Annotated in this window: 18 protein-coding genes; 7 read left to right on the top strand and 11 right to left on the bottom strand. The window is 48.6% G+C overall.

The window, feature by feature from the left end; translation table 11 throughout:
* Positions 1–19: 19 nt before the first annotated feature.
* The 5 genes from KNP81_RS03380 to KNP81_RS15355 form a co-directional block, all read right to left on the bottom strand.
* The gene (locus tag KNP81_RS03380; protein ID WP_251128945.1) at positions 20–964 is read right to left on the bottom strand and encodes a DUF4003 family protein; all 945 of its coding nucleotides are present in this window, start codon (positions 962–964) and stop codon (positions 20–22) included.
* Positions 965–1385: 421 nt separating this feature from the next.
* The gene (locus tag KNP81_RS03375; protein ID WP_214718430.1) at positions 1386–4106 is read right to left on the bottom strand and encodes an ATP-dependent Clp protease ATP-binding subunit; all 2721 of its coding nucleotides are present in this window, start codon (positions 4104–4106) and stop codon (positions 1386–1388) included.
* A 970-nt stretch (positions 4107–5076) separates the two neighbouring features.
* Positions 5077–5250 (bottom strand): hypothetical protein, encoded by a 174-nt coding sequence (locus KNP81_RS03370; RefSeq protein WP_214718428.1) that lies wholly within the window; start codon positions 5248–5250, stop codon positions 5077–5079.
* Between the two features lie 90 nt (positions 5251–5340).
* The gene (locus KNP81_RS03365; RefSeq protein ID WP_353048073.1) at positions 5341–6123 is read right to left on the bottom strand and encodes a TerC/Alx family metal homeostasis membrane protein; all 783 of its coding nucleotides are present in this window, start codon (positions 6121–6123) and stop codon (positions 5341–5343) included.
* A 12-nt stretch (positions 6124–6135) separates the two neighbouring features.
* Entirely contained in the window at positions 6136–6258 is a 123-nt protein-coding gene (locus KNP81_RS15355) for a hypothetical protein (RefSeq protein ID WP_285800938.1), read from the bottom strand.
* Between the two features lie 225 nt (positions 6259–6483).
* On the opposite strand from KNP81_RS15355, the gene KNP81_RS03360 reads away from it, so the two are divergent.
* Positions 6484–7806, top strand: coding sequence for a hemolysin family protein (locus KNP81_RS03360; RefSeq protein WP_214718426.1), 1323 nt, complete (start codon positions 6484–6486; stop codon positions 7804–7806).
* Between the two features lie 73 nt (positions 7807–7879).
* On the opposite strand, the gene KNP81_RS15440 is transcribed toward KNP81_RS03360, so the two are convergent.
* The 5 genes from KNP81_RS15440 to KNP81_RS03335 form a co-directional block, all read right to left on the bottom strand.
* A complete protein-coding gene (locus tag KNP81_RS15440) occupies positions 7880–8053 on the bottom strand; it encodes an IS3 family transposase (protein WP_418508257.1) in 174 nt (57 codons plus the stop codon).
* 58 nt (positions 8054–8111) lie between these two features.
* A complete protein-coding gene (locus tag KNP81_RS03350; protein WP_214718422.1) occupies positions 8112–8402 on the bottom strand; it encodes an IS3 family transposase in 291 nt (96 codons plus the stop codon).
* Positions 8403–8521: 119 nt separating this feature from the next.
* A complete protein-coding gene (locus tag KNP81_RS03345) occupies positions 8522–9199 on the bottom strand; it encodes a helix-turn-helix domain-containing protein (RefSeq protein ID WP_214718420.1) in 678 nt (225 codons plus the stop codon).
* Between the two features lie 91 nt (positions 9200–9290).
* Positions 9291–9722, bottom strand: a complete 432-nt coding sequence (locus KNP81_RS03340) for a type III secretion system chaperone family protein (RefSeq protein WP_016509669.1) — start codon at positions 9720–9722, stop codon at positions 9291–9293.
* A 66-nt stretch (positions 9723–9788) separates the two neighbouring features.
* Positions 9789–10055, bottom strand: coding sequence for a metal-sensitive transcriptional regulator (locus KNP81_RS03335; protein WP_016509666.1), 267 nt, complete (start codon positions 10053–10055; stop codon positions 9789–9791).
* 286 nt (positions 10056–10341) lie between these two features.
* On the opposite strand from KNP81_RS03335, the gene KNP81_RS03330 reads away from it, so the two are divergent.
* The 5 genes from KNP81_RS03330 to KNP81_RS03310 all read left to right on the top strand — a co-directional run bounded on the left by KNP81_RS03330 (position 10342) and on the right by KNP81_RS03310 (position 15770).
* Positions 10342–10647: a rhodanese-like domain-containing protein gene (locus KNP81_RS03330; RefSeq protein ID WP_214718419.1), complete on the top strand. Its 306-nt coding sequence runs from the start codon at positions 10342–10344 to the stop codon at positions 10645–10647.
* Positions 10644–13112, top strand: coding sequence for a CoA-disulfide reductase (locus KNP81_RS03325; RefSeq protein ID WP_214718418.1), 2469 nt, complete (start codon positions 10644–10646; stop codon positions 13110–13112). Before KNP81_RS03330 ends, KNP81_RS03325 begins: the two co-directional genes overlap by 4 nt.
* Positions 13113–13293: 181 nt before the next feature.
* A complete protein-coding gene (locus tag KNP81_RS03320) occupies positions 13294–14736 on the top strand; it encodes an alanine/glycine:cation symporter family protein (protein ID WP_214718416.1) in 1443 nt (480 codons plus the stop codon).
* A gap of 81 nt (positions 14737–14817) precedes the next feature.
* Positions 14818–15276 (top strand): DUF1877 family protein, encoded by a 459-nt coding sequence (locus KNP81_RS03315; protein WP_251130261.1) that lies wholly within the window; start codon positions 14818–14820, stop codon positions 15274–15276.
* 140 nt (positions 15277–15416) lie between these two features.
* Entirely contained in the window at positions 15417–15770 is a 354-nt protein-coding gene (locus KNP81_RS03310; RefSeq protein WP_214718414.1) for a hypothetical protein, read from the top strand.
* A gap of 423 nt (positions 15771–16193) precedes the next feature.
* Here the strand turns inward: KNP81_RS03310 and KNP81_RS03305 are convergent, their stop codons facing one another.
* Positions 16194–17216, bottom strand: a complete 1023-nt coding sequence (locus KNP81_RS03305; RefSeq protein WP_214718411.1) for a metal ABC transporter solute-binding protein, Zn/Mn family — start codon at positions 17214–17216, stop codon at positions 16194–16196.
* A 172-nt stretch (positions 17217–17388) separates the two neighbouring features.
* Between KNP81_RS03305 and KNP81_RS03300 the strand changes: the two genes are divergently transcribed.
* Positions 17389–18324: an alpha/beta hydrolase gene (locus tag KNP81_RS03300; RefSeq protein ID WP_214718410.1), complete on the top strand. Its 936-nt coding sequence runs from the start codon at positions 17389–17391 to the stop codon at positions 18322–18324.
* The last annotated feature ends 27 nt before the right edge of the window (positions 18325–18351 follow it).

Genomic DNA, 18351 nt, shown 5'->3' with positions numbered 1-18351 from the left:
AAGGGGAAGCCCTTCTTTTTTAGTCGCTCGAAGATGTACTCGAAATGATAGCCACGGTCGCCGCTGCCGTTGCCGCCTGTTGCATGGCGAGCAGATGGGCGAACGTCCCGTGCAACAGTAAATCGCTCGCGTCTTCCTTGATGTTGTTTGCCGCGACGAGTTGCAAGGCGACCGTCAACGCATGGGTGTGGAACCAGCGATGCTTTTCCTTCTCGGCGTTCGTGATGTCGATCAGGTCGCGCTCGTCGTTGTCGTTCGGGGCCGCGACGATGGCCAAGAGGGCGAGCGCTGGCAGATGCTCGTTTTTGACGGCGATTGCTTGTCCTTGGAGTCGCGTGCGCCACTCGAGCAGGCGATTGATGACCTCGTCTGAAGGCAAGTCGCTAAAAGCAAGCAGATGGGAGACGAGTTGGAGCTCGTTTGAGCGGGGCAACTCGGCTTTCAACGCTTCGTAATACGTCTCAATCCGTTGGCTCAACGCATCGTGGTCATCGAACGCTTGAACGAGGACGAGAGCAGACAGAAGGTCTTCTTCGCTCGTCAGCCAAGGATGGTTTCGTTTGAACGTCTGATAGAGTGCGCTCGCCTCGTCAAGCCGGCGCTCGGGTTCATCGACGTTGATCAGTTGGCTCGCGATGAAGGGCCGCAACATACTGAAACGGAAGTGCTTCCGGTCGAGTAGCGTATCAAGCCGGAGTGCCTCGTCGATGGCGGATTCGATGTCTTCATACTTGGCATCGAGAAACGACAGCCAGACGAAATTATTGCTGCCGCGAAACTTGGAGAAGGCTTTTGTTTTCCGTTTGACGGCCGCTTGAGCCTGCTCGAACCGCGCTTCATCGAACGGGGTGTCGTGTATGGCATAATTGATGGCCATCAAGCGTCGGAAATCATCGGTGAACCACTTTGTCGCTCCTCTGATTGCCTCGAGTGCTTCGAGGTAATGCGTATAGCGTGTCATCATCAGCAATTCCTCCTTTTTCTCCTTATACGAGCTTAATCGAAAGAATGATTCAAAAAAAGCCGCCCTGGATTTGAACTGCTCCCCGTCAAGTAGACAGGGAAAATAATGAAAATCAGATTAGGCGGCTTGAGACCTGTATTAGACAGGCCTCGAGTTATTTTGTCATTTCTGGAGACAATCATGATTATAGAAGGGGAAATTTTGATTTGCTCAGGTTTCAGATACTTTGTCGAAATTCTGACCTGAGCTGCGCCCACTGATATTGAAAAAAACGAGCAACCACCCAAAGGCGGTCGCTCGTCATCGTTAGCCAACATCGCATAATAATCACTCTTATTTTGAACTACACAGTTATCAGAGAAAAATGAAAAAACGCTGTTGACACCTTCTCTGAAATATAGGCTATACTCCCAAAATTGGGTTAATCCTCATTAGTCTCCGTGCGTTCAAAAACAATCTGTTGTGATTGTTCGTCCCATTTAGCTAATATTTTATCCCCTTTCTCAATAGCCCCTCCTAAAATTTCACGAGCTAATTTCGTTTCTAGCTCACTACGGATTACACGTTTGAGTTCTCGGGCACCAAATTCAGGTTTGTACCCTTCTTCTGAAAAGTGGCGAGCTAAAGTTTGATCGAAAGAAATAGTAATACCCTGTTTCGACACATTCTTCGCGACACGTTGTAGTTGAAGTGATACAATTTCGTGTATTTGATCCTTATTTAAAGCACTAAATACAATAATTTCATCAATCCTGTTTAAAAACTCAGGACGGAAATGACTTGCCAAGACAGTCATAACTTCTTTTTTTACGCCTTCATAATCTTCTTTAGAAGAACTATCGCTGTTTAATCTAGTACGAATAATATCCGACCCTAAATTTGACGTAGCTATAATTATCGTGTTGGTGAAATCTACAACTCTTCCTTTTCCATCAGTAAGTCGTCCATCATCGAAAACTTGAAGTAAGATATTGTACACGTCAGGATGAGCCTTTTCAATTTCGTCTAACAATATCACGCTGTAAGGTGAACGTCGTACTTTTTCGGTGAGCTGACCGCCTTCATCATAACCCACATACCCAGGAGGAGCACCTACAAGACGTGCTACTGCATGCCGCTCTCCATATTCTGACATATCAATTCGTAATAATGCATTTTCATCTCCATAAATAACTTCTGATAAAGCCTTTGCAAGCTCGGTCTTACCTACCCCGGTAGGTCCTAAGAAAAGAAAAGTAGCGACAGGCTTATTTTCTTCGCGTAATCCTGAACGAGACAAACGAACTGCATCTGAAACAGCGTTTACTGCCTCTTCTTGACCTACTAAGCGCTGATGTAGTTGTTCTTCCATGCGTAAAAGTTTGTCTTTTTCTTCTGTTGTTAGTTCGTTCACTGGAATGCCAGTCAATTGCGAAACCACATGAGCAATATGTTCAGGTTTTACTTCTGTACTCCCTGATCCTTTTTCGGCTTCCCATTCTTCTGTTAATTTTTTTAACTCACTTTCTTTTTCTTCAATAACTTTTGTAAGTTCGCTTGCTTTATCGTACTGCTTTCTATTTGCAACGTAATCTCGCTCTCTTAGAAGGTGCTGCAATTCAGCTTCGATTTCTTGAATTCCGGCAGGACGTGAAGTGGCAACTAGTTTAACTCTAGCTGCCGCTTGATCAAGAAGGTCAATGGCTTTATCAGGTAAAAAACGAGAAGGAATATATCGATCTGATAACTCTACTGCAGAAATAATAGCTTCTTCGGTTATAGTCACCTTATGATACGCTTCAAAAGTATCGCGCAAACCTCTTAAAATCATAATCGTTTGCTCTGGAGTCGTCTCGTGAATAATAACCGGTTGAAATCTTCTTTCTAAAGCCGCGTCTTTTTCAATGTACTTTTGGTATTCATTCAGAGTAGTCGCGCCAATGAGATTCAACTCTCCTCTAGCAAGCATTGGTTTGAAAACGTTAGCTATATCTAGACCGCCTTCTTCCCCACCTTGTCCAGCGCCTACAATCGTATGGACCTCATCAATGAACATAATTAAATCATCTTTATTTTCCGATATTTCCTTCAACACTTTTTGAACACGTTCTTCAAACTCTCCTCTGTATTTTGATCCAGCAACCATTGCGTTAATATCTAACTCCATTAATCGCTTATCCTTTAAACCTTCAGGTACTTCACCGTCAACAATTCGTTGTGCTAAGCCTTCTACAATAGCAGTTTTTCCAACCCCTGGATCACCAATCAGTACTGGATTATTTTTTCTACGTCGAGCTAATATCTCTATTGTGGTTTCCACTTCTTCGGCACGACCTATGACCGGATCTAGCTTCCCTTCTTTAGCCATCTTAGTAAGATCGCGCGAAAATTTCTCCAGTTCAGGGGTGTTACTCAAATTGGATAGACCTCCTTTGTTTTCACCGTTCCCGACAACCTTACTCACTTGCTGTCTTATAGATTGAGGCGTCAAACCATATTTGCGAAGGATGTTTGCAGCCAGTCCCTCTCCCTCTTCAGATAAACCAATCAAAAAATGTTCGGGACCAACATAAGTGTGTCCTAAATCATTTGAAGCAATAAAAGAACGACTTAAGGCGTCTTTTACTCGCGGTGAAACGCTAATCTCACCTTCATGCATTGTCTCTCCATGCTTCGCCTCAGCTTGAATTTGTCTTTTCAAATCTTCCACTTTAATTTTGAATTGATTAAATATACTTTGAACAACCTCACTGTCTGTCAACGCCAACAATAAGTGCTCTGTATCTATTTCGGGTCTGTTAAATTCAGATGCATATTGTCCCGCTTTTTGAAGCATCTCTTCCGCGTTTTCACTCAATCGGCTAGTTAAAGCACTACCACGCTTGCGCCGTGCCACTTCGCTCGAGGTTTCATCATAAACATTTTCTTTACTAACTTCTTCATCTACATTAAAAAAAGGTAGTTTGCTCGAAAAAAAGTTATCGAGCATAGTGCCACGTATTCCAAATAACGATTCGATTGGAGAAATGTTTAATCCATTGCGTTGTAAAAATTCTTGATAATGACCTTCACATAACTCCATATTTCGTAACTGACCATTCAAGTTTGCCTGGACTCTGACTGATGCTGGCTTTCCACAAATATCACAGCTGTTCGTCGACATCTTCCTTGCCCCCTTAATCAATCTAATAGTTTGGTTCATGTATATTTCCCCGATCTAAGTTAATGTAAAACATGATATTTATAATAAATAATTGTTTTGGATCACTCTTAAAAGAAATGCTGACTTTAACTTACCTGTGCATAAGATACATTCGTCCTTTAGATGGGCGGTTTGTCAAATTAAGCGCAATACTTCCTCGTAAAGGTCCGCTGTGCCGTTTTCCGGTTCAGACACTTTCTCGGCCTCCCGTTGCTCTTGGCGAGCGCGTCATGCGTGATTTTCGCGAAGGATTCTCTTGGAGTTCATGTTGCCATGACAAGTACGGGTCGGCGAAATTCATCGGCACGCCAATCAATGCACGAATCGTTCCCTTTATCGAGGCCTCGGTGCGGCCCTTGATCGGCAGTGTGGGCTCTTTCGCCGCGATGCAGGCCTTCGCCTTCCCTCGTATTTAAACCACCGTGTTTAGCTTCTAGTGCCCGAACGTCTCGCGTGTGCGCACCTCCCACGGGCGGTCCGGGATGGTCAAACCGACGTTGATAAGCCCGCAGGTCTGCACTCGTTTCCGGTGCTTGTCCTTCTGCCGGAGCAAGGTCATGGGCACGTAGATTACCCCCATAGACCCAGCGATAAATCGTCGAGAAGGCGATTTTTCCCATGTAGAGGTGAGCGACGATCTGTTCTGGGGACCAGGTTGCCGGTAGCTTCCGGATGATCGTCAGGAGCGTAGTTTCGTCAAGCTTCGTATTTAGCGCTCCTGTGTGCGTTCAGCTATCTCACAATAAACCGTATGGACATCCCTAGCTCCAGATGAATCCCTATATATATGTTTGTTCTTCCATCGTATGTAGTGCACTCAGTTTTTGTTCGATTGAATGTCGATTTCTTGCCATAAAAAATACTCCCCGAATTAGATAAACAGATTTGTTATTTCATCTGTCTACCTAATCGGGGAGCAGTTCACCCAGGCTTAGCGGGTCTGCGGTATATATTTTCTAGTACGGCAGTTTGTCGAGCGTGGTGCGACGAGGAAGAAGATTCCTAACATCACGCCGACCCCAAGTCCCCAAAGACTGTTGAACAGAAGCATCAACACGATCCCGAAGACGAGTCCAATACTCACATCACCCATACGGTCAAACATTCGTAACCACCTTTTCTGTGTTCGCTAGGCTAAAGGTTTACCCACCAATGAGAAGTGAACCACCTGGGAGGCTAGCACATCTCCCTTTTGTTATACGTGATTTTTCTGACCAGGTTTCGTTTTATAGAAACTATAGACGACGCTGATCAAGATGACGAGGATGATGGCGCCAAGTGACATCCAAATCGGCATCTTGTAGACGTCGCCCAACACCATCTTCGCCCCGATGAAGACGAGCATGAAACTGAGCCCGTGCTTCAAATAGTAGAAGCGGTCAATCAAGTTGGCGAGGACGAAGTAGAGGCTACGGAGTCCAAGAATCGCCATGATGTTCGCATAAAAGATGATATACGGGTCACGCGAGTAGGCGAAGCTAGCCGCGACCGAGTCGACGGCGAAGACGATATCCGACAGCTCGATGAAGATGAGCGCGATGAAGAGCGGCGTGAAAAACAGCTTGCCGTTGATGCGTTTCGTGAACTTACCAGACGAGATGTCTTGCGTGATCGGCAAGCGGCGTTCGAGCCAACGGATCGTCTTGTTCTCCTCGAGCGACTCGTCCTTGCCGATGTTCTTGAACATCATCCATCCTGTATAGATGAGGAAGGCACCGAACACGTAATAGACCCAACCGAAGTTTTCCAAGAGTGACACACCGGCGACGATGAAGACGGCCCGGAAGAAGATTGCCCCGAGAATGCCCCAGAACAACACCTTGTGCTGATACTTGAGCGGAATCGCGAAGTAGGCGAACACGAGCGAGAAGACGAACACGTTATCGATGGCGAGCGCCTTCTCGATGAAGTAGACGCTCGCATATTCTGTCGCGACGGTGCTGCCTTGCGAGTAGAACAACCAACCGCCGAACGCGATGGCGATCCCGATTCAGACGAACGTCCGTGTCCATGCCTCGCGGAGCGAGACTTCGTGTGCCTTGCGGTGGAACACCCCGAGGTCAAGTGCGAGCATGAAGATGACGAGTGCCAAAAAGGCGATGAGTAGGGTCAACAATAATTCCTCATTTTAAGGTCATATGAACTCTATATAATCAATTTGAGGTCGTAAGAACTTAAAGTAAAGCATTTAAATACAGATTGTTCGAATTAAAAGCAGGTTGAGGAATTTTGGCGAGGGAACTGTGTGAAAATACTGTCGAGCACCTGCGAAGTTGAGAATGAAGGACAGGCTCTCGTATAATGTGAAGTAACAAACTTGAAAGAGGTGGAATAAGCCTTGGATTCATCCTGGCTGATTGATTTATCGATTATTTGGTTTCTCATTGTATTGAACGGTATTTTTGCGATGTCGGAGATTGCGCTCATCTCTTCTAAACCGAGCCGACTCGAGGCGGCTGCGTCAAGAGGTAGCCGAAGCGCGGAGATTGCCTTACGACATTCGAAAGATCCGACCGACTTGTTGTCGACCGTCCAAGTCGGAATCACGTTGATTGGAATCATCAACGGGGCGTTCGGTGGAGCGCGGTTCTCGGAGCCATTGGCGCAACAGTTGATTGCGCTCGGTATCGGGAGCGAGCTTGCTGGCACACTCGGATACATCATCGTCGTCACGATCATCACGTACTTGTCGCTTATCATCGGGGAACTTGTCCCGAAACGGATCGCCCTCGTGACACCGGAGCGGGTGACGATGACAATCATCCCTGCGCTCGACTTTTTCAGTAAAGTGATGAAGCCGTTCGTGTGGGTATTGTCGAAATCGACACTCATCGTATACAAGTTACTCGGGTTAAAATCTGAGCAATCAAGCGGAGAAACGGAACTTGAAATCAAACAGTTGTTGAGCGAAGGGATGGCACAAGGTGATTTTGCCCATGACGAAGTCAAACAAGTCGAGCGATTGTTTGCCTTCCATGACCGCTACATCTATCAATTGATGCAACCACGTACGACTGTCGAATGGATTGATCTCGACGACTCAATTGAAGGGATCCAAGAGAGAATTTATAAGAGTCAACATAGCAAGCTGCCGGTCGGTCGCGGAAGTCTTGATCAGTTCATCGGTTTCGTCGAAGTGCGCGATCTTTTGACGCTCCCGTCACTGAAACACGAGTCGCAGATTTTGAAGCGGGTCAAACAAGCGCTCGTTGTGCCGCGCCAGCGAGAAGCGAGCCTCGTCTTACAAGCTATGCAACAGAGTGGTGTCGGGATGGCGTTCGTGTTGGATGAGTATGGCGGATTCCTTGGGATCGTCACCTTATTCGATATATTAGAAGAAATCGTCGGGGAAGTCATCATCGAGGAGGAAGAGCCATCGGTCGTCCGGCGCGAGGACGGCTCATATCTCGCCGATGGCATGCTCAATATCGACGAGGCCAAACAGTTGTTTGGACTTCCAGATTTTTTAGAAGGACAAGAACGGGCCGCCTATCACACATTGGCCGGCTTTTTGATCACGCAGCTCGGTAAAGTCCCTCAAAAGGGAGACGTAATCGAGGCGTACGGTCTGCGTTTTGAGATTGTCGATATGGATGGTCGTCGAATCGATCAAGTCTTAGTTCGACCAATCGATTCGGAACCGTCTATCGAGCCTCAATAAACAAGAAACCTCTCCTGTCACCGAATAGTGAACCGCCCCCTGTCAAGTAGACAGTGGAAATAATAAAAATCGTTTAGACGGCTTCAGCCCTGAATTCTAAAGGGCTGAGGCCGTTTAGTCGTTCTTGGTAACGGTCTTGGTTGTAAAAACGAATGTACTCTGCCACGGACTCACTGAGATCGTCATAGGTACGATACTTTCGAAGGCGATAGCTCTCACATTTGAGCGCACCGAAAAAGGCTTCCATCGGGCCATTGTCAATACATCGACCCACACGTGACATACTCTGGGTGATACCGGCCTCCTTAGTCATTCGGCCGATCGGCACGGAACTCCCGGTTCAAAAGATTCTCAGCTGTCTGTTGAGGAGTCGAATAGACGTATTTCTTCTTTCGTCTACGGATGACACAACGCAGGCCACCGGCCTCCATGAGTCGGTACACACGCTTGTGATTGATATGTCGGTCGAACCGTCTCCGAAGATTCATGCCCATGCGACGATACCCGTAGATACCCTTGACCTCAAGGTGGACGCTTCGCAGTTCTTCGAGGATTTGTCTGTTCTCGATTTCACGTGCCGAGGGTTCGTGTTTCAACCATTTATAATATCCTGCTCTTGAGACGACAGCGATTTCACAGAGGCGAGCCACCGGGTGACCACACGTGGAATGTAGACGGCGGATGGACTCATATTCATGCGCATACCAAATTTGGTTCAGCTTTGCCCCCTTCCGATTTCCTTCAATTTTTTTAGGTAGTCATTCTCCATGCGGAGGAGCTCGTTCTCTTTCGCTAAACGTTTTAGCTCTATTTGGACACGTTCATCAGGTGTCAAGGCAGCTTTATCCTTCTTGTGCCCACGTCGATCAAGCAGGGCGTCAGGGCCACCCTGGTCGTACTTCTTCACCCATGAATAGATCTGTTGATAAGATACCCGATGGGTCTCCGCAATTTTGCGATAGTCCCTTCTGTGGCTCAAACAGTCAATCACTGCGTCAAGTCTCTCTTCGAACGTCGTCTCTCTCCCCTTGGTCATCGTGTCTCTTCCCCTCGAGGTGGCTTTGAGTTCTTTATGACCAGTATACTGATTTATCCATCCCTGAAGAACACTCCGACATGACAATCCGTATTTCCTGACAATCTCATTAGGTGAGAGTTTGCCGTTAACACAATCTAGAACTACGTTGGTTTTGAGTTCTTTCGAATAGTTCTTCCAAGTACGCGGTTTTAGGAAAGCGTCAATCCCATCGGCTCGATAGAGCCTAATCCAATCTTGGAACGTCTTTTGGGGTATGTCGTACTGTCGTAATACCTGAGAGAAAGCCATTTGACCTGTTTCGTAGGCTGTGACAGCTTCAACTTTTAACTCTGGAGGATACTTTTTTTGAGCCATACAAAAAACTCCCTTCAAAAGGAAACAGGTTTTATTTTTTAACCTGTCTACTTTTTAGGGAGCGTATCAATTCGTCCGGGGCGGCTGCTTGTTATTGGACTTGCGTATACAACTTCTGCATATACTCGTTCACTTCATCGGCCGCTTGGAACATCATGAATGAATGTTGCAAGATGATCTCTGGCGAGAAGCCGAGGTCGAGGTCGAGCGTCGAGGCGAGCGTAACATCACGGTCGCTGTCGAGTACGCAGCGGAAGTATTTGAACTCTTGGTTGAACTCGTTCAAGGCGTTCAGAATCGGTAGGTCTTCGACGTAATCCGGCACGTGGGTGACCGTCGCGGCATACAGTTCCGCATCTGTCGTCTTTTTATTGAAGGCGATAATCATAACGGGCTGAGCCCCGGATTTAGTCGTTTCACGCGTCAAAAATGTGACATGCGTTTCAGTCTCGCTCTCTTTGAACGTCATATTGCGTTCAGCGACGAGCGCTTTAAATGATTCTACTTTTTCTTCGAAGTTCACAAACAAGTCCCCCTTAAAAGTCGTTACTCTAACTTTCGCCCATTTGCGGAGGGAAAGCAAGTGGAACTAGCGTTTCATCAACATTTTGATGGCTTCTTCGACGGTTTCTGACGTATCTTCGCCATCTTGTTGGGCGGTGATGATGCACTGCTCCAAGTTCTTCGCGACGATGATGGTCGAGGCGCGGTCAAGCGCTGATCGAGCCGCACTCAACTGTGTCACGACGTCACGGCACTCTTTCCCTTCTTCCATCATGCGGATGATGGCCCGGATTTGTCCTTCGACCCGTTTCATCCGGTTCAACACTTTTGTATCGTATTGATACTGTTCCATTAGATTCACCTCTATATTCAAATCGTTCAGTAACCCAACTATTTATTGTGTAGTCTCATCTTAATACGTGGGGGAGTATGTGTCGAGCAACAACGTTTGATGTGAAATTTTTTCAAACGTTTACCGATTCGACAAACAAATCCCTTGCAATCAAATACCACAGGGGGTATATTAATGACGTGAAAGCGATATGTTCAACGAATCACAAATTTTCGTCGAACGCCCGCTACCAAGCTGACGAATAAATAAGTGAAATATCATAGATCAAAAGGATGGGTAAACAAACATGAAAGCATCTGCCTTGAAACGTCAAATGGATTTCGAAGTACCAGTGAACATCGTCGACGTTCGTGAACGTGACGAGTTCCAGGAAGCGCACATTGCTGGTGCGAGAAATTATCCGCTATCTGAAATTTCGGAATGGATTGAGACACTCGACCCTGAAGAAGAATACATCGTCCTTTGTCGTTCAGGGGCTCGCAGCACGCAAGCAACTTGGCAAATGGAAGCGAAAGGTTATAAAGTGGTCAATATAGAAGATGGCTTGATGAGCTGGCCAGGTGAAGTCGTCAAAGGAGGAAATGCGCAATGAGTAAAAAAATCGTAATCGTCGGTGGGGTCGCTGGTGGTGCTTCGGCAGCCGCCCGTCTTCGTCGCTTAAATGAAGAGAACCGAATCGTCATGTTCGACCGGGGCGAGTATATCTCGTTCGCGAACTGTGGACTTCCTTATTACATCGGTGATGTGATTCAAGACCGTCAAAAATTGCTCATTCAAACCGTCGAAGGGATGAACAAGCGTTTCCAACTCGACATCCGTAACTTGACGGAAGTGACGAAAATCAACCGTGCCGAGAAGACGGTGTCGGTGAAACACGTCCAGACAGGTGAGACGTACGAAGAGTCGTACGACGTCCTCGTCTTGTCACCAGGTGCGAAACCAATTCGTCCGAACATCCCAGGGATTGAAGAGGCAGAAGACATCTTCACGCTCCGCAACATTCCGGACACGGATAAAATCCGTAGCTACGTCGATGACAAAGCGCCGAAACACGCGACAGTCATCGGTGGCGGTTTCATAGGGATTGAAATGGCTGAAAACTTACGGGAACGTGGCGTCGATGTCACGCTCGTCGAGATGGCCGACCAAGTCATGACGCCGCTCGACCGTGAGATGGTCGCACCGGTTCACGAGCATATGCGTTTGCACGGCGTCGACCTTCAGCTTTCTGACGGTGTCGACTCCTTCTCTGAGAAAGGGAAACGTGTCCACTTGAAGAGCGGTCGCGTCATCGAGACCGATATGGTCGTCTTGTCAATCGGTGTTGTGCCCGAATCTTCGATCGCAACGGAAGCAGGACTTGAAACAGGCATCCGCGGCGCCATCCGTGTCAACGAGAAGATGCTCACGTCAGACCCGAATATCTACGCCATCGGTGACGCCGTCGAAGTGCTCGATTATATCTTCAAAGAGCCGACGGTCGTTCCGCTTGCATGGCCGGCCAACCGCCAAGGTCGTCTCGTCGCCGATATCATCAACGGTCGTGACGTTAAATACAACGGAACGATGGGGACTGGGATCGCCAAAGTATTCGATATGACCGTTGCTTCGACAGGTTGGAACGAGAAACGTTTGACAGCAGCTGGTAAAGAGTTCGAAGCCGTTCACGTGCACCCGGGTTCACATGCGGGCTATTACCCAGGATCGACACCCGTGTCGCTCAAACTGTTGTTCCATCCGATGACCGGTGAAATCTATGGCGCGCAAGGCGTCGGGATGAACGGTGTCGATAAACGGATTGACGTCATTGCGACAGCGATGAAAGGTAGCTTGACGGTCCTTGACCTTCCAGACCTCGAACTCAGCTATGCCCCACCGTTCAGCTCGGCGAAAGATCCGGTCAACATGATCGGTTACGTGGCGTCGAACGTCGTCCTCGGCGATAACGAAGTCGTACATTGGAACGAGATTGACGACTTGGTCCAAAACGGTGCGACATTACTCGACGTCCGTGACGAATCAGAGCACGAGCTCGGTAAAATCCCAGGCTCAATCAACGTTCCGCTCAACTCGCTACGCGATCACTTGGACAACTACAGCAAAGACGAAACGATTTATGTGACATGCCAAGTCGGGCTTCGCGGATATCTCGCATCCCGCATCTTGCGTCAAAATGGATTCAAGGTTAAAAACTTGAGCGGTGGCTACAAGACGTGGTCACAAGTGAGACGTGATTTTGATGCGATTGAAGCAGGAACGAAGGCAGCGAATGAGACTGCCGCAACAGCAACGGAGGAGGCACCACCAGCAATGATGAATCAAACAGTCGGGGAACCGATTTTCTTAGATACGTGCGGTCTGCAATGCCCAGGACCAATCTTAGAAGTCAACAAAAAAGTAGCCGAACTTGGCGAAGGCGAGACGCTCCGCGTCCTCGCAAGTGATCCTGGCTTCTTTGCGGACATCGAAGCATGGGCGAAGAAAACGGGCAACAAGCTCGTCTCAAAACAATTTGTGAACGGTCGCGTCGAAGCGGTCCTCCAAAAAGGTCAAGGCCCTGCAGCCGTCCAAGCGGGCGCACCAGCAGGCGACGGCGCGTCGATGGTCGTGTTCAGTGGGGACCTCGACCGTGCACTCGCTTCATTCATCATCGCGCAAGGTGCAGCAGCAATGGGTAAAGACGTCACGATGTTCTTCACATTCTGGGGACTCAACGTCATCCGTAAACCAGATGCGCCAGAAGTGAAGAAGCAAGGCCTCGAGAAGATGTTCGGCATGATGATGCCATCTCATGCGGGTGAGCTTCCGCTCTCGAACATGAACTTCGGTGGCGTTGGTCAGAAGATGATGAAGAAAGTGATGAGCGACAAAAACGTGCCATCACTTGATCAAATGATTAAATCGGCTCAAGAGGCAGGCGTTAAAATGGTCGCTTGTACGATGTCGATGGACGTCATGGGCATTAAAGAAGAAGAGTTAATCGACGGCATCGACCTCGGTGGTGTGGCAGCATACCTCGGGGCAGCCGAAGACGGTAACTTGAACCTCTTTATCTAACCAACTGAGATAATCTAGGCGGCCGGTCACTTGACCGGTCGCCTTTTTGTTGTTCGACACCCGAAATGAAAATTGTCGAAAAAGATTGCATTTTTTAAACGTTTTTCCTATAATTCTACTCATGTAAAGAAAGTTGACATAACTTTTTCTTATAACTCACACATACACGGAGGATTGAAAGATGGAGAAATTCGTAGAAGATCTCGTTTCATCAGCCAACGACCTGCTCTGGTCGTCAGTGCTAATCGTTGTCCTTGTCGCCTTAGGTTTGTATTTCACCGTTCGCATGGGGTTCGTCCAGTTCCGGATGTTTCCAGAGATGGTTCGTCTCTTATTCAAAGATGGCATGAAGCGTGAAAAAGGCCAAGTTTCGTCGTTCCAGGCATTCGCCATCGGGACGGCGGCGCGCGTCGGGACCGGGAACATCGCCGGTGTCGCGACGGCCATCGCGCTCGGAGGCCCGGGAGCCGTCTTCTGGATGTGGCTCATCGCCCTCATCGGATCGGCTTCGGCATTCGTCGAAAGTACGCTCGCGCAAGTATATAAAATCCGCGACGGTCGCACATGGCGCGGTGGTCCAGCTTACTACATGGAACGTGCGCTCGGTCAGCGCTGGCTCGGGATTTTGTTCGCCATCTTGATCACGTTCTCGTTCGGTTTCGCCTTCAACTCGGTTCAGTCGAACACAATTTCGTTGTCAGTCAGCAACCAGTTCGGGATTAGCACGACAACAGTCGGTATCATTTTGGCGCTCGTCACTGCAGTCATCATCTTCGGTGGGATTCAATCGATTGCCGTTCTTTCGAGTATCATCGTTCCGGTCATGGCGGGTGGCTACATTCTACTTGCCACTTGGATTATGATTACGAACGCTTCACTATTGCCTGAAGTGTTCGGCTTGATTTTCTCGGAAGGCGTACTCGGTCTTCAGCAACTGTTCGGTGGTGCCATTGGAGCAATGGTACTTCAAGGGATCCGTCGTGGTCTCTTCTCGAACGAAGCGGGAATGGGTTCAGCCCCGAACGCGGCAGCTACAGCTGAAGTATCACACCCGGTTAAACAAGGGTTGATTCAATCACTCAGTGTGTTCGTCGATACACTTCTCGTTTGTACATCGACAGCGATGATCATCTTATTGTCAGGCGTCGCCGGTTCAGAGTCGTTCGCTGGTGTCGAGTTGACACAGGCCGCGCTCACTGCCGAGATTGGTCCGATGGCGACATCTTTCCTCACAATCGCGATTTTCTTGTTCGCGTTCAGCTCGATTCTCGGAAACTACTACTATGGTGAGACGAACATCCAGTTCATTTCGGATAAAAAGATTTACGTCACGCTCTACCGCATCGGTGTCGTCGGTATGGTCCTCTTCGGAGCGGTCCGTTCGGCCGGTCTCGTCTGGTCAATCGCGGACGTGTTCATGGGTCTCATGGCACTCGTCAACTTGTATGCGATTTTCCGCCTCGCGAAAGTTGCCCGTCTCGTCCTCGACGATTACTTGGAGCAACGCCGTCAAGGTGAAGATCCGGTCTTCTACGCCGATTCGATTGAAGATCTGCCAGGCCGCGAGTACATCGAGGCTTGGGAATCGGAAGAAGAAGTCAAAACAGGTACAATCCGTTCATAAACGACAAACCGTCTACGAAAGCACGTAGACGGTTTTTTTGCGCCCGCAAGATGGGTAAACTGAAGAAAAGGGGGGCGTTCAATGATGGAGACGACACACTATATACGCATTTCCCCGGAAGTATGGGTCTCATTCGGACAAGATCCGGAAATGATTTTAGATTGGCTGCTGCACGTGCATAGTCAACAACGTGACACGTATGAGACATTGACGCTCCCGAGTATCGAGCGCTTCCAAAAGATTCTCGGACAAATCGAGATTTATATCGATGGGGATGACACGTATAACTTAGAGATGGCCGTCATCGGGGAGGAGTTAATCGTCAACGAGAAGCAGGCGGTCGTCGTCGGGATTTTGACGCCGCAGCTGCTCCATATCGTCAAAGATGCGATGAACGCATTCACGAAAGAAGATGTGGCCGATATGGCGTTCGTCGACCATGAAGGCCTCGATGACGTCTGGCTCAAATGGACGCTGTTGAAACGATTCTGTGAAGAAGCGATGGAGCGGGATGAGCTCGTGTTGATTTATTATGAATGATATCGCCTAAATGGTATAATATTGAAAAAATGGCGGTGGGATAAGTGGGTAATTTCCTTGTTAATTTGGCTTTATTGTATATGATAGTTAGCCCTGTGTTTGCATATCGAATCGGTAGAAAACGCTTTGCGAAGCTGAATATGATGACGATTTTGTTTTATATCGTAAGCTGGGGATATGTCCTTGGCGCGGGGACGCTTTCCGACCATCCTGTCTCGATACTTTGGGGCATCTTGCTGTTCTTGAATCTTTTATTAACTGTGATGACTAGCGCAATGTTTTTATATGAACGTTGGCCTAACCATTCTTTGATGCGGATCGTTGCCGTAGCAACCAGTTTCCTTTTAGGAAGCTTAGTAGTCGCGTATCGTCTCGATTCACGTGATGGGCTATGGGAAATGATGCTACAAGCGAGTATGATGACAGTCGTACTGTTTGTCACAAGTGTCATCTGGATTCGGTTGCGACAAATCGATTGGCAGCCGGACAAGTGAAAAGTTCGACGACATAGCGTCGAGCGGTGCTGTGACCTGATTAACTAGTAATGTATCTATAATTCGATGGAGGTCCACTGAATGTTATCTTGGTTAGGCATAACGAATACAGATCAAACTGAACGTCAGTTTTTTCGGAAATGTGAAGAAAAAAACTAGAATCATCATTCTCCTTACGGCTCTACTAGCACTTTATAGCGTGAAGTCCTTATTCACTTACCTAATCCCAGCCTCATATTTAGCCGACCCGATCGTGGCCGTTTTACCAGGTACCGTGGGAGTTTTAGTTTCTCTAGTCTATGTCCTGGTCGCGGAACGACTTCTACAGGACAAAGCCAATCACGACAAACGCTAGTAAGTGAGACGAGTGTAATGCCATTCCAGACAAACAAAAACTCGACGCCGCAGCGCCGAGTTTTTGTCTTATTTTAATGCCGTCTCGAGCGCTTTGACATTCTCGCGCATGAGATCGAAGTAACTCTTGTCCATCTGCTCTTTCGTGACCGATTCTAAGTTGTAAATCGTCACCGTCTCCGCACCGATCTCGTTTTGAACGACCTGTGCGACTTTCGGTGTCACCGTATCCTCGAAAGCGATATATTTCAAGTCGTGAAGTTGTGCCTCTTCGATGACGCGCTTCAACGCTTGTTGCGACGGTTCTTCGGAAGGTGTGAGACCCGTGATCGGGAGTTGTTCAAAGCCGTAGCGCTCCGCCAAGTAGCCGTAAGCTGCATGTGTCACGAGCAACTCTGACTTCGAGCCGCCATCGACTGCTGCTTGTAGTTCGCCATCTAACGTCGTAGCTTCTTCTTTGAAGGCGCTTAAACGATCCGCGAACTCATCTTTATAGTCCGGTGCCTGTTCGCTGAAGGCTGCTTCGACAGCTTCCGCCATCGAGACGGCATTCATTGGGTCGAGCCAGACGTGTGGGTCGTATTGGCCGTGGTTATGCCCGTCATCTTCGCTATGCCCGGCTTCTTCCTCGGCATGAGCGTCCACCTCATGTCCGTGCTCGTCCTCGCTATGTTCGTCCTCACTATGCTCATCCTCGCCATGGACGTGAACCGTGTCTTCTGCCGATAGGAGTGTCACGTCCTCGGCCGTCTTCACGAACGTGACGTTCTCATTGGCCAAGCTCTTTTCCATCGACTCGACGTATGGCTCGAGATCGTGCCCGACCGTCAAGAACAAGTCGGCTTCGGCGATATCGGTCATCTGCTTCGATGTCGGCTCGTACGTATGAGGGTCAGCGCCAGGCGGGATGACCATCTCGACGCGGACACGGTCGCCCCCAATTTCTTTCGCAAATGACTTCAAAGCGAACGTTGACGCATAGACGGTCAACTGGTCGTTCGTCTCCTCCGTCGCTCCGTTTTCTTCATTACTTGCACATCCACCTAATAAAAGTGTGCCGGCAGCGGCGACACTTAATAATTTTTTATTCATGAACTCTTCCACCTGTCCTCTCTATGTGAACCTTTAAATCGTAACCGTTACGTTCTGTGACTGCGAGTTATATTATAGGGGGCGAACCCGTGCACGTCAAGTCCGACTTCCGATGGATGGTTTTTCGAGAAAAAGGGAATATGATTAAAAAAAGAACGAGGAGTGGATGTATATGAGAAAGGAGACCGCCTGGTTCGTCGGAGGTGCGGCACTCGCGGCCGCCACGGCAGCAGGGGCCAGCGTATGGAACCAGTATGGATCGCTCGTGCGTTGGCAAGAGCCCGAATTGCCGGCGCAACCCTCCACCCGTAAACGTCGAACGCACACGTACAAGATTGTCAATGACCGCCCGCTCCAGTTTGACGTGTATTATCCGCCAGGGGATGGACCGTTCCCGGTCGCGGTATATGCCCATGGGGGGGCGTTCGTCCGAGGGAACCGAGGCATGGTGACGTTGTTCCATCCGTTACTCGACCATTTTCTCGCCAAAGGGTTCGCGGTCATCAGTATCGACTATCGTCTGTTCGAGGATGGGGTCTATTTCCCGGACAACATCATCGACGTCTCCGATGCGCTCTGTTATTTGAAACAGCACGACGGTCTGCTCAACTTGGATATTAACCGATTGATCGTCTGGGGTGACTCGGCAGGTGCGGCCCTCGTCTTAGCGACGGCGCTCGATCGAAGCAAACAGTTCACCGGTGAACTTGGAGATGACGTGCCACCGATTAAAGGGGTGATCGCGCTCTATCCGCCGACGAACTTCTTATTGTTCAAGTTCATCCAGACGTGGCTCGCTCATTTGAAATTTTATGAGGGGAGTCGCGAAGCGTGGCGCGAGCTGATGGTGAAGTGCTCGCCGGTCACACATCTCTATGACGATGCACCACCGATTCTCATCTTGCACGGAAAGAAAGACCCGATCGTCCCGTTCGGACAGGCGCTTCACTTCGTCGAACACGCGAGTGAGGTCGGTGCGAACGTGCAACTGATTTCCTTCCCGAACGGCACACACTCGTTAGCGAGCTTTCTCCAATCCGACAACCCGATCAAAGAAACGCAGCTCATGGCTCGCATCGACCGTTTCATCGATGACGCGATGATGTGACGTTGCGCTTTTTCGCAAAGATGGTAC

This window comes from Exiguobacterium sp. s149 (assembly GCF_018618395.1).
In the GTDB taxonomy this organism is placed as follows: Bacteria; Bacillota; Bacilli; order Exiguobacteriales; family Exiguobacteriaceae; genus Exiguobacterium; species Exiguobacterium chiriqhucha.
The sequence above is the reverse complement of the archived record's forward strand: the minus strand, read 5'-3'. Positions and strand labels throughout refer to the sequence as shown.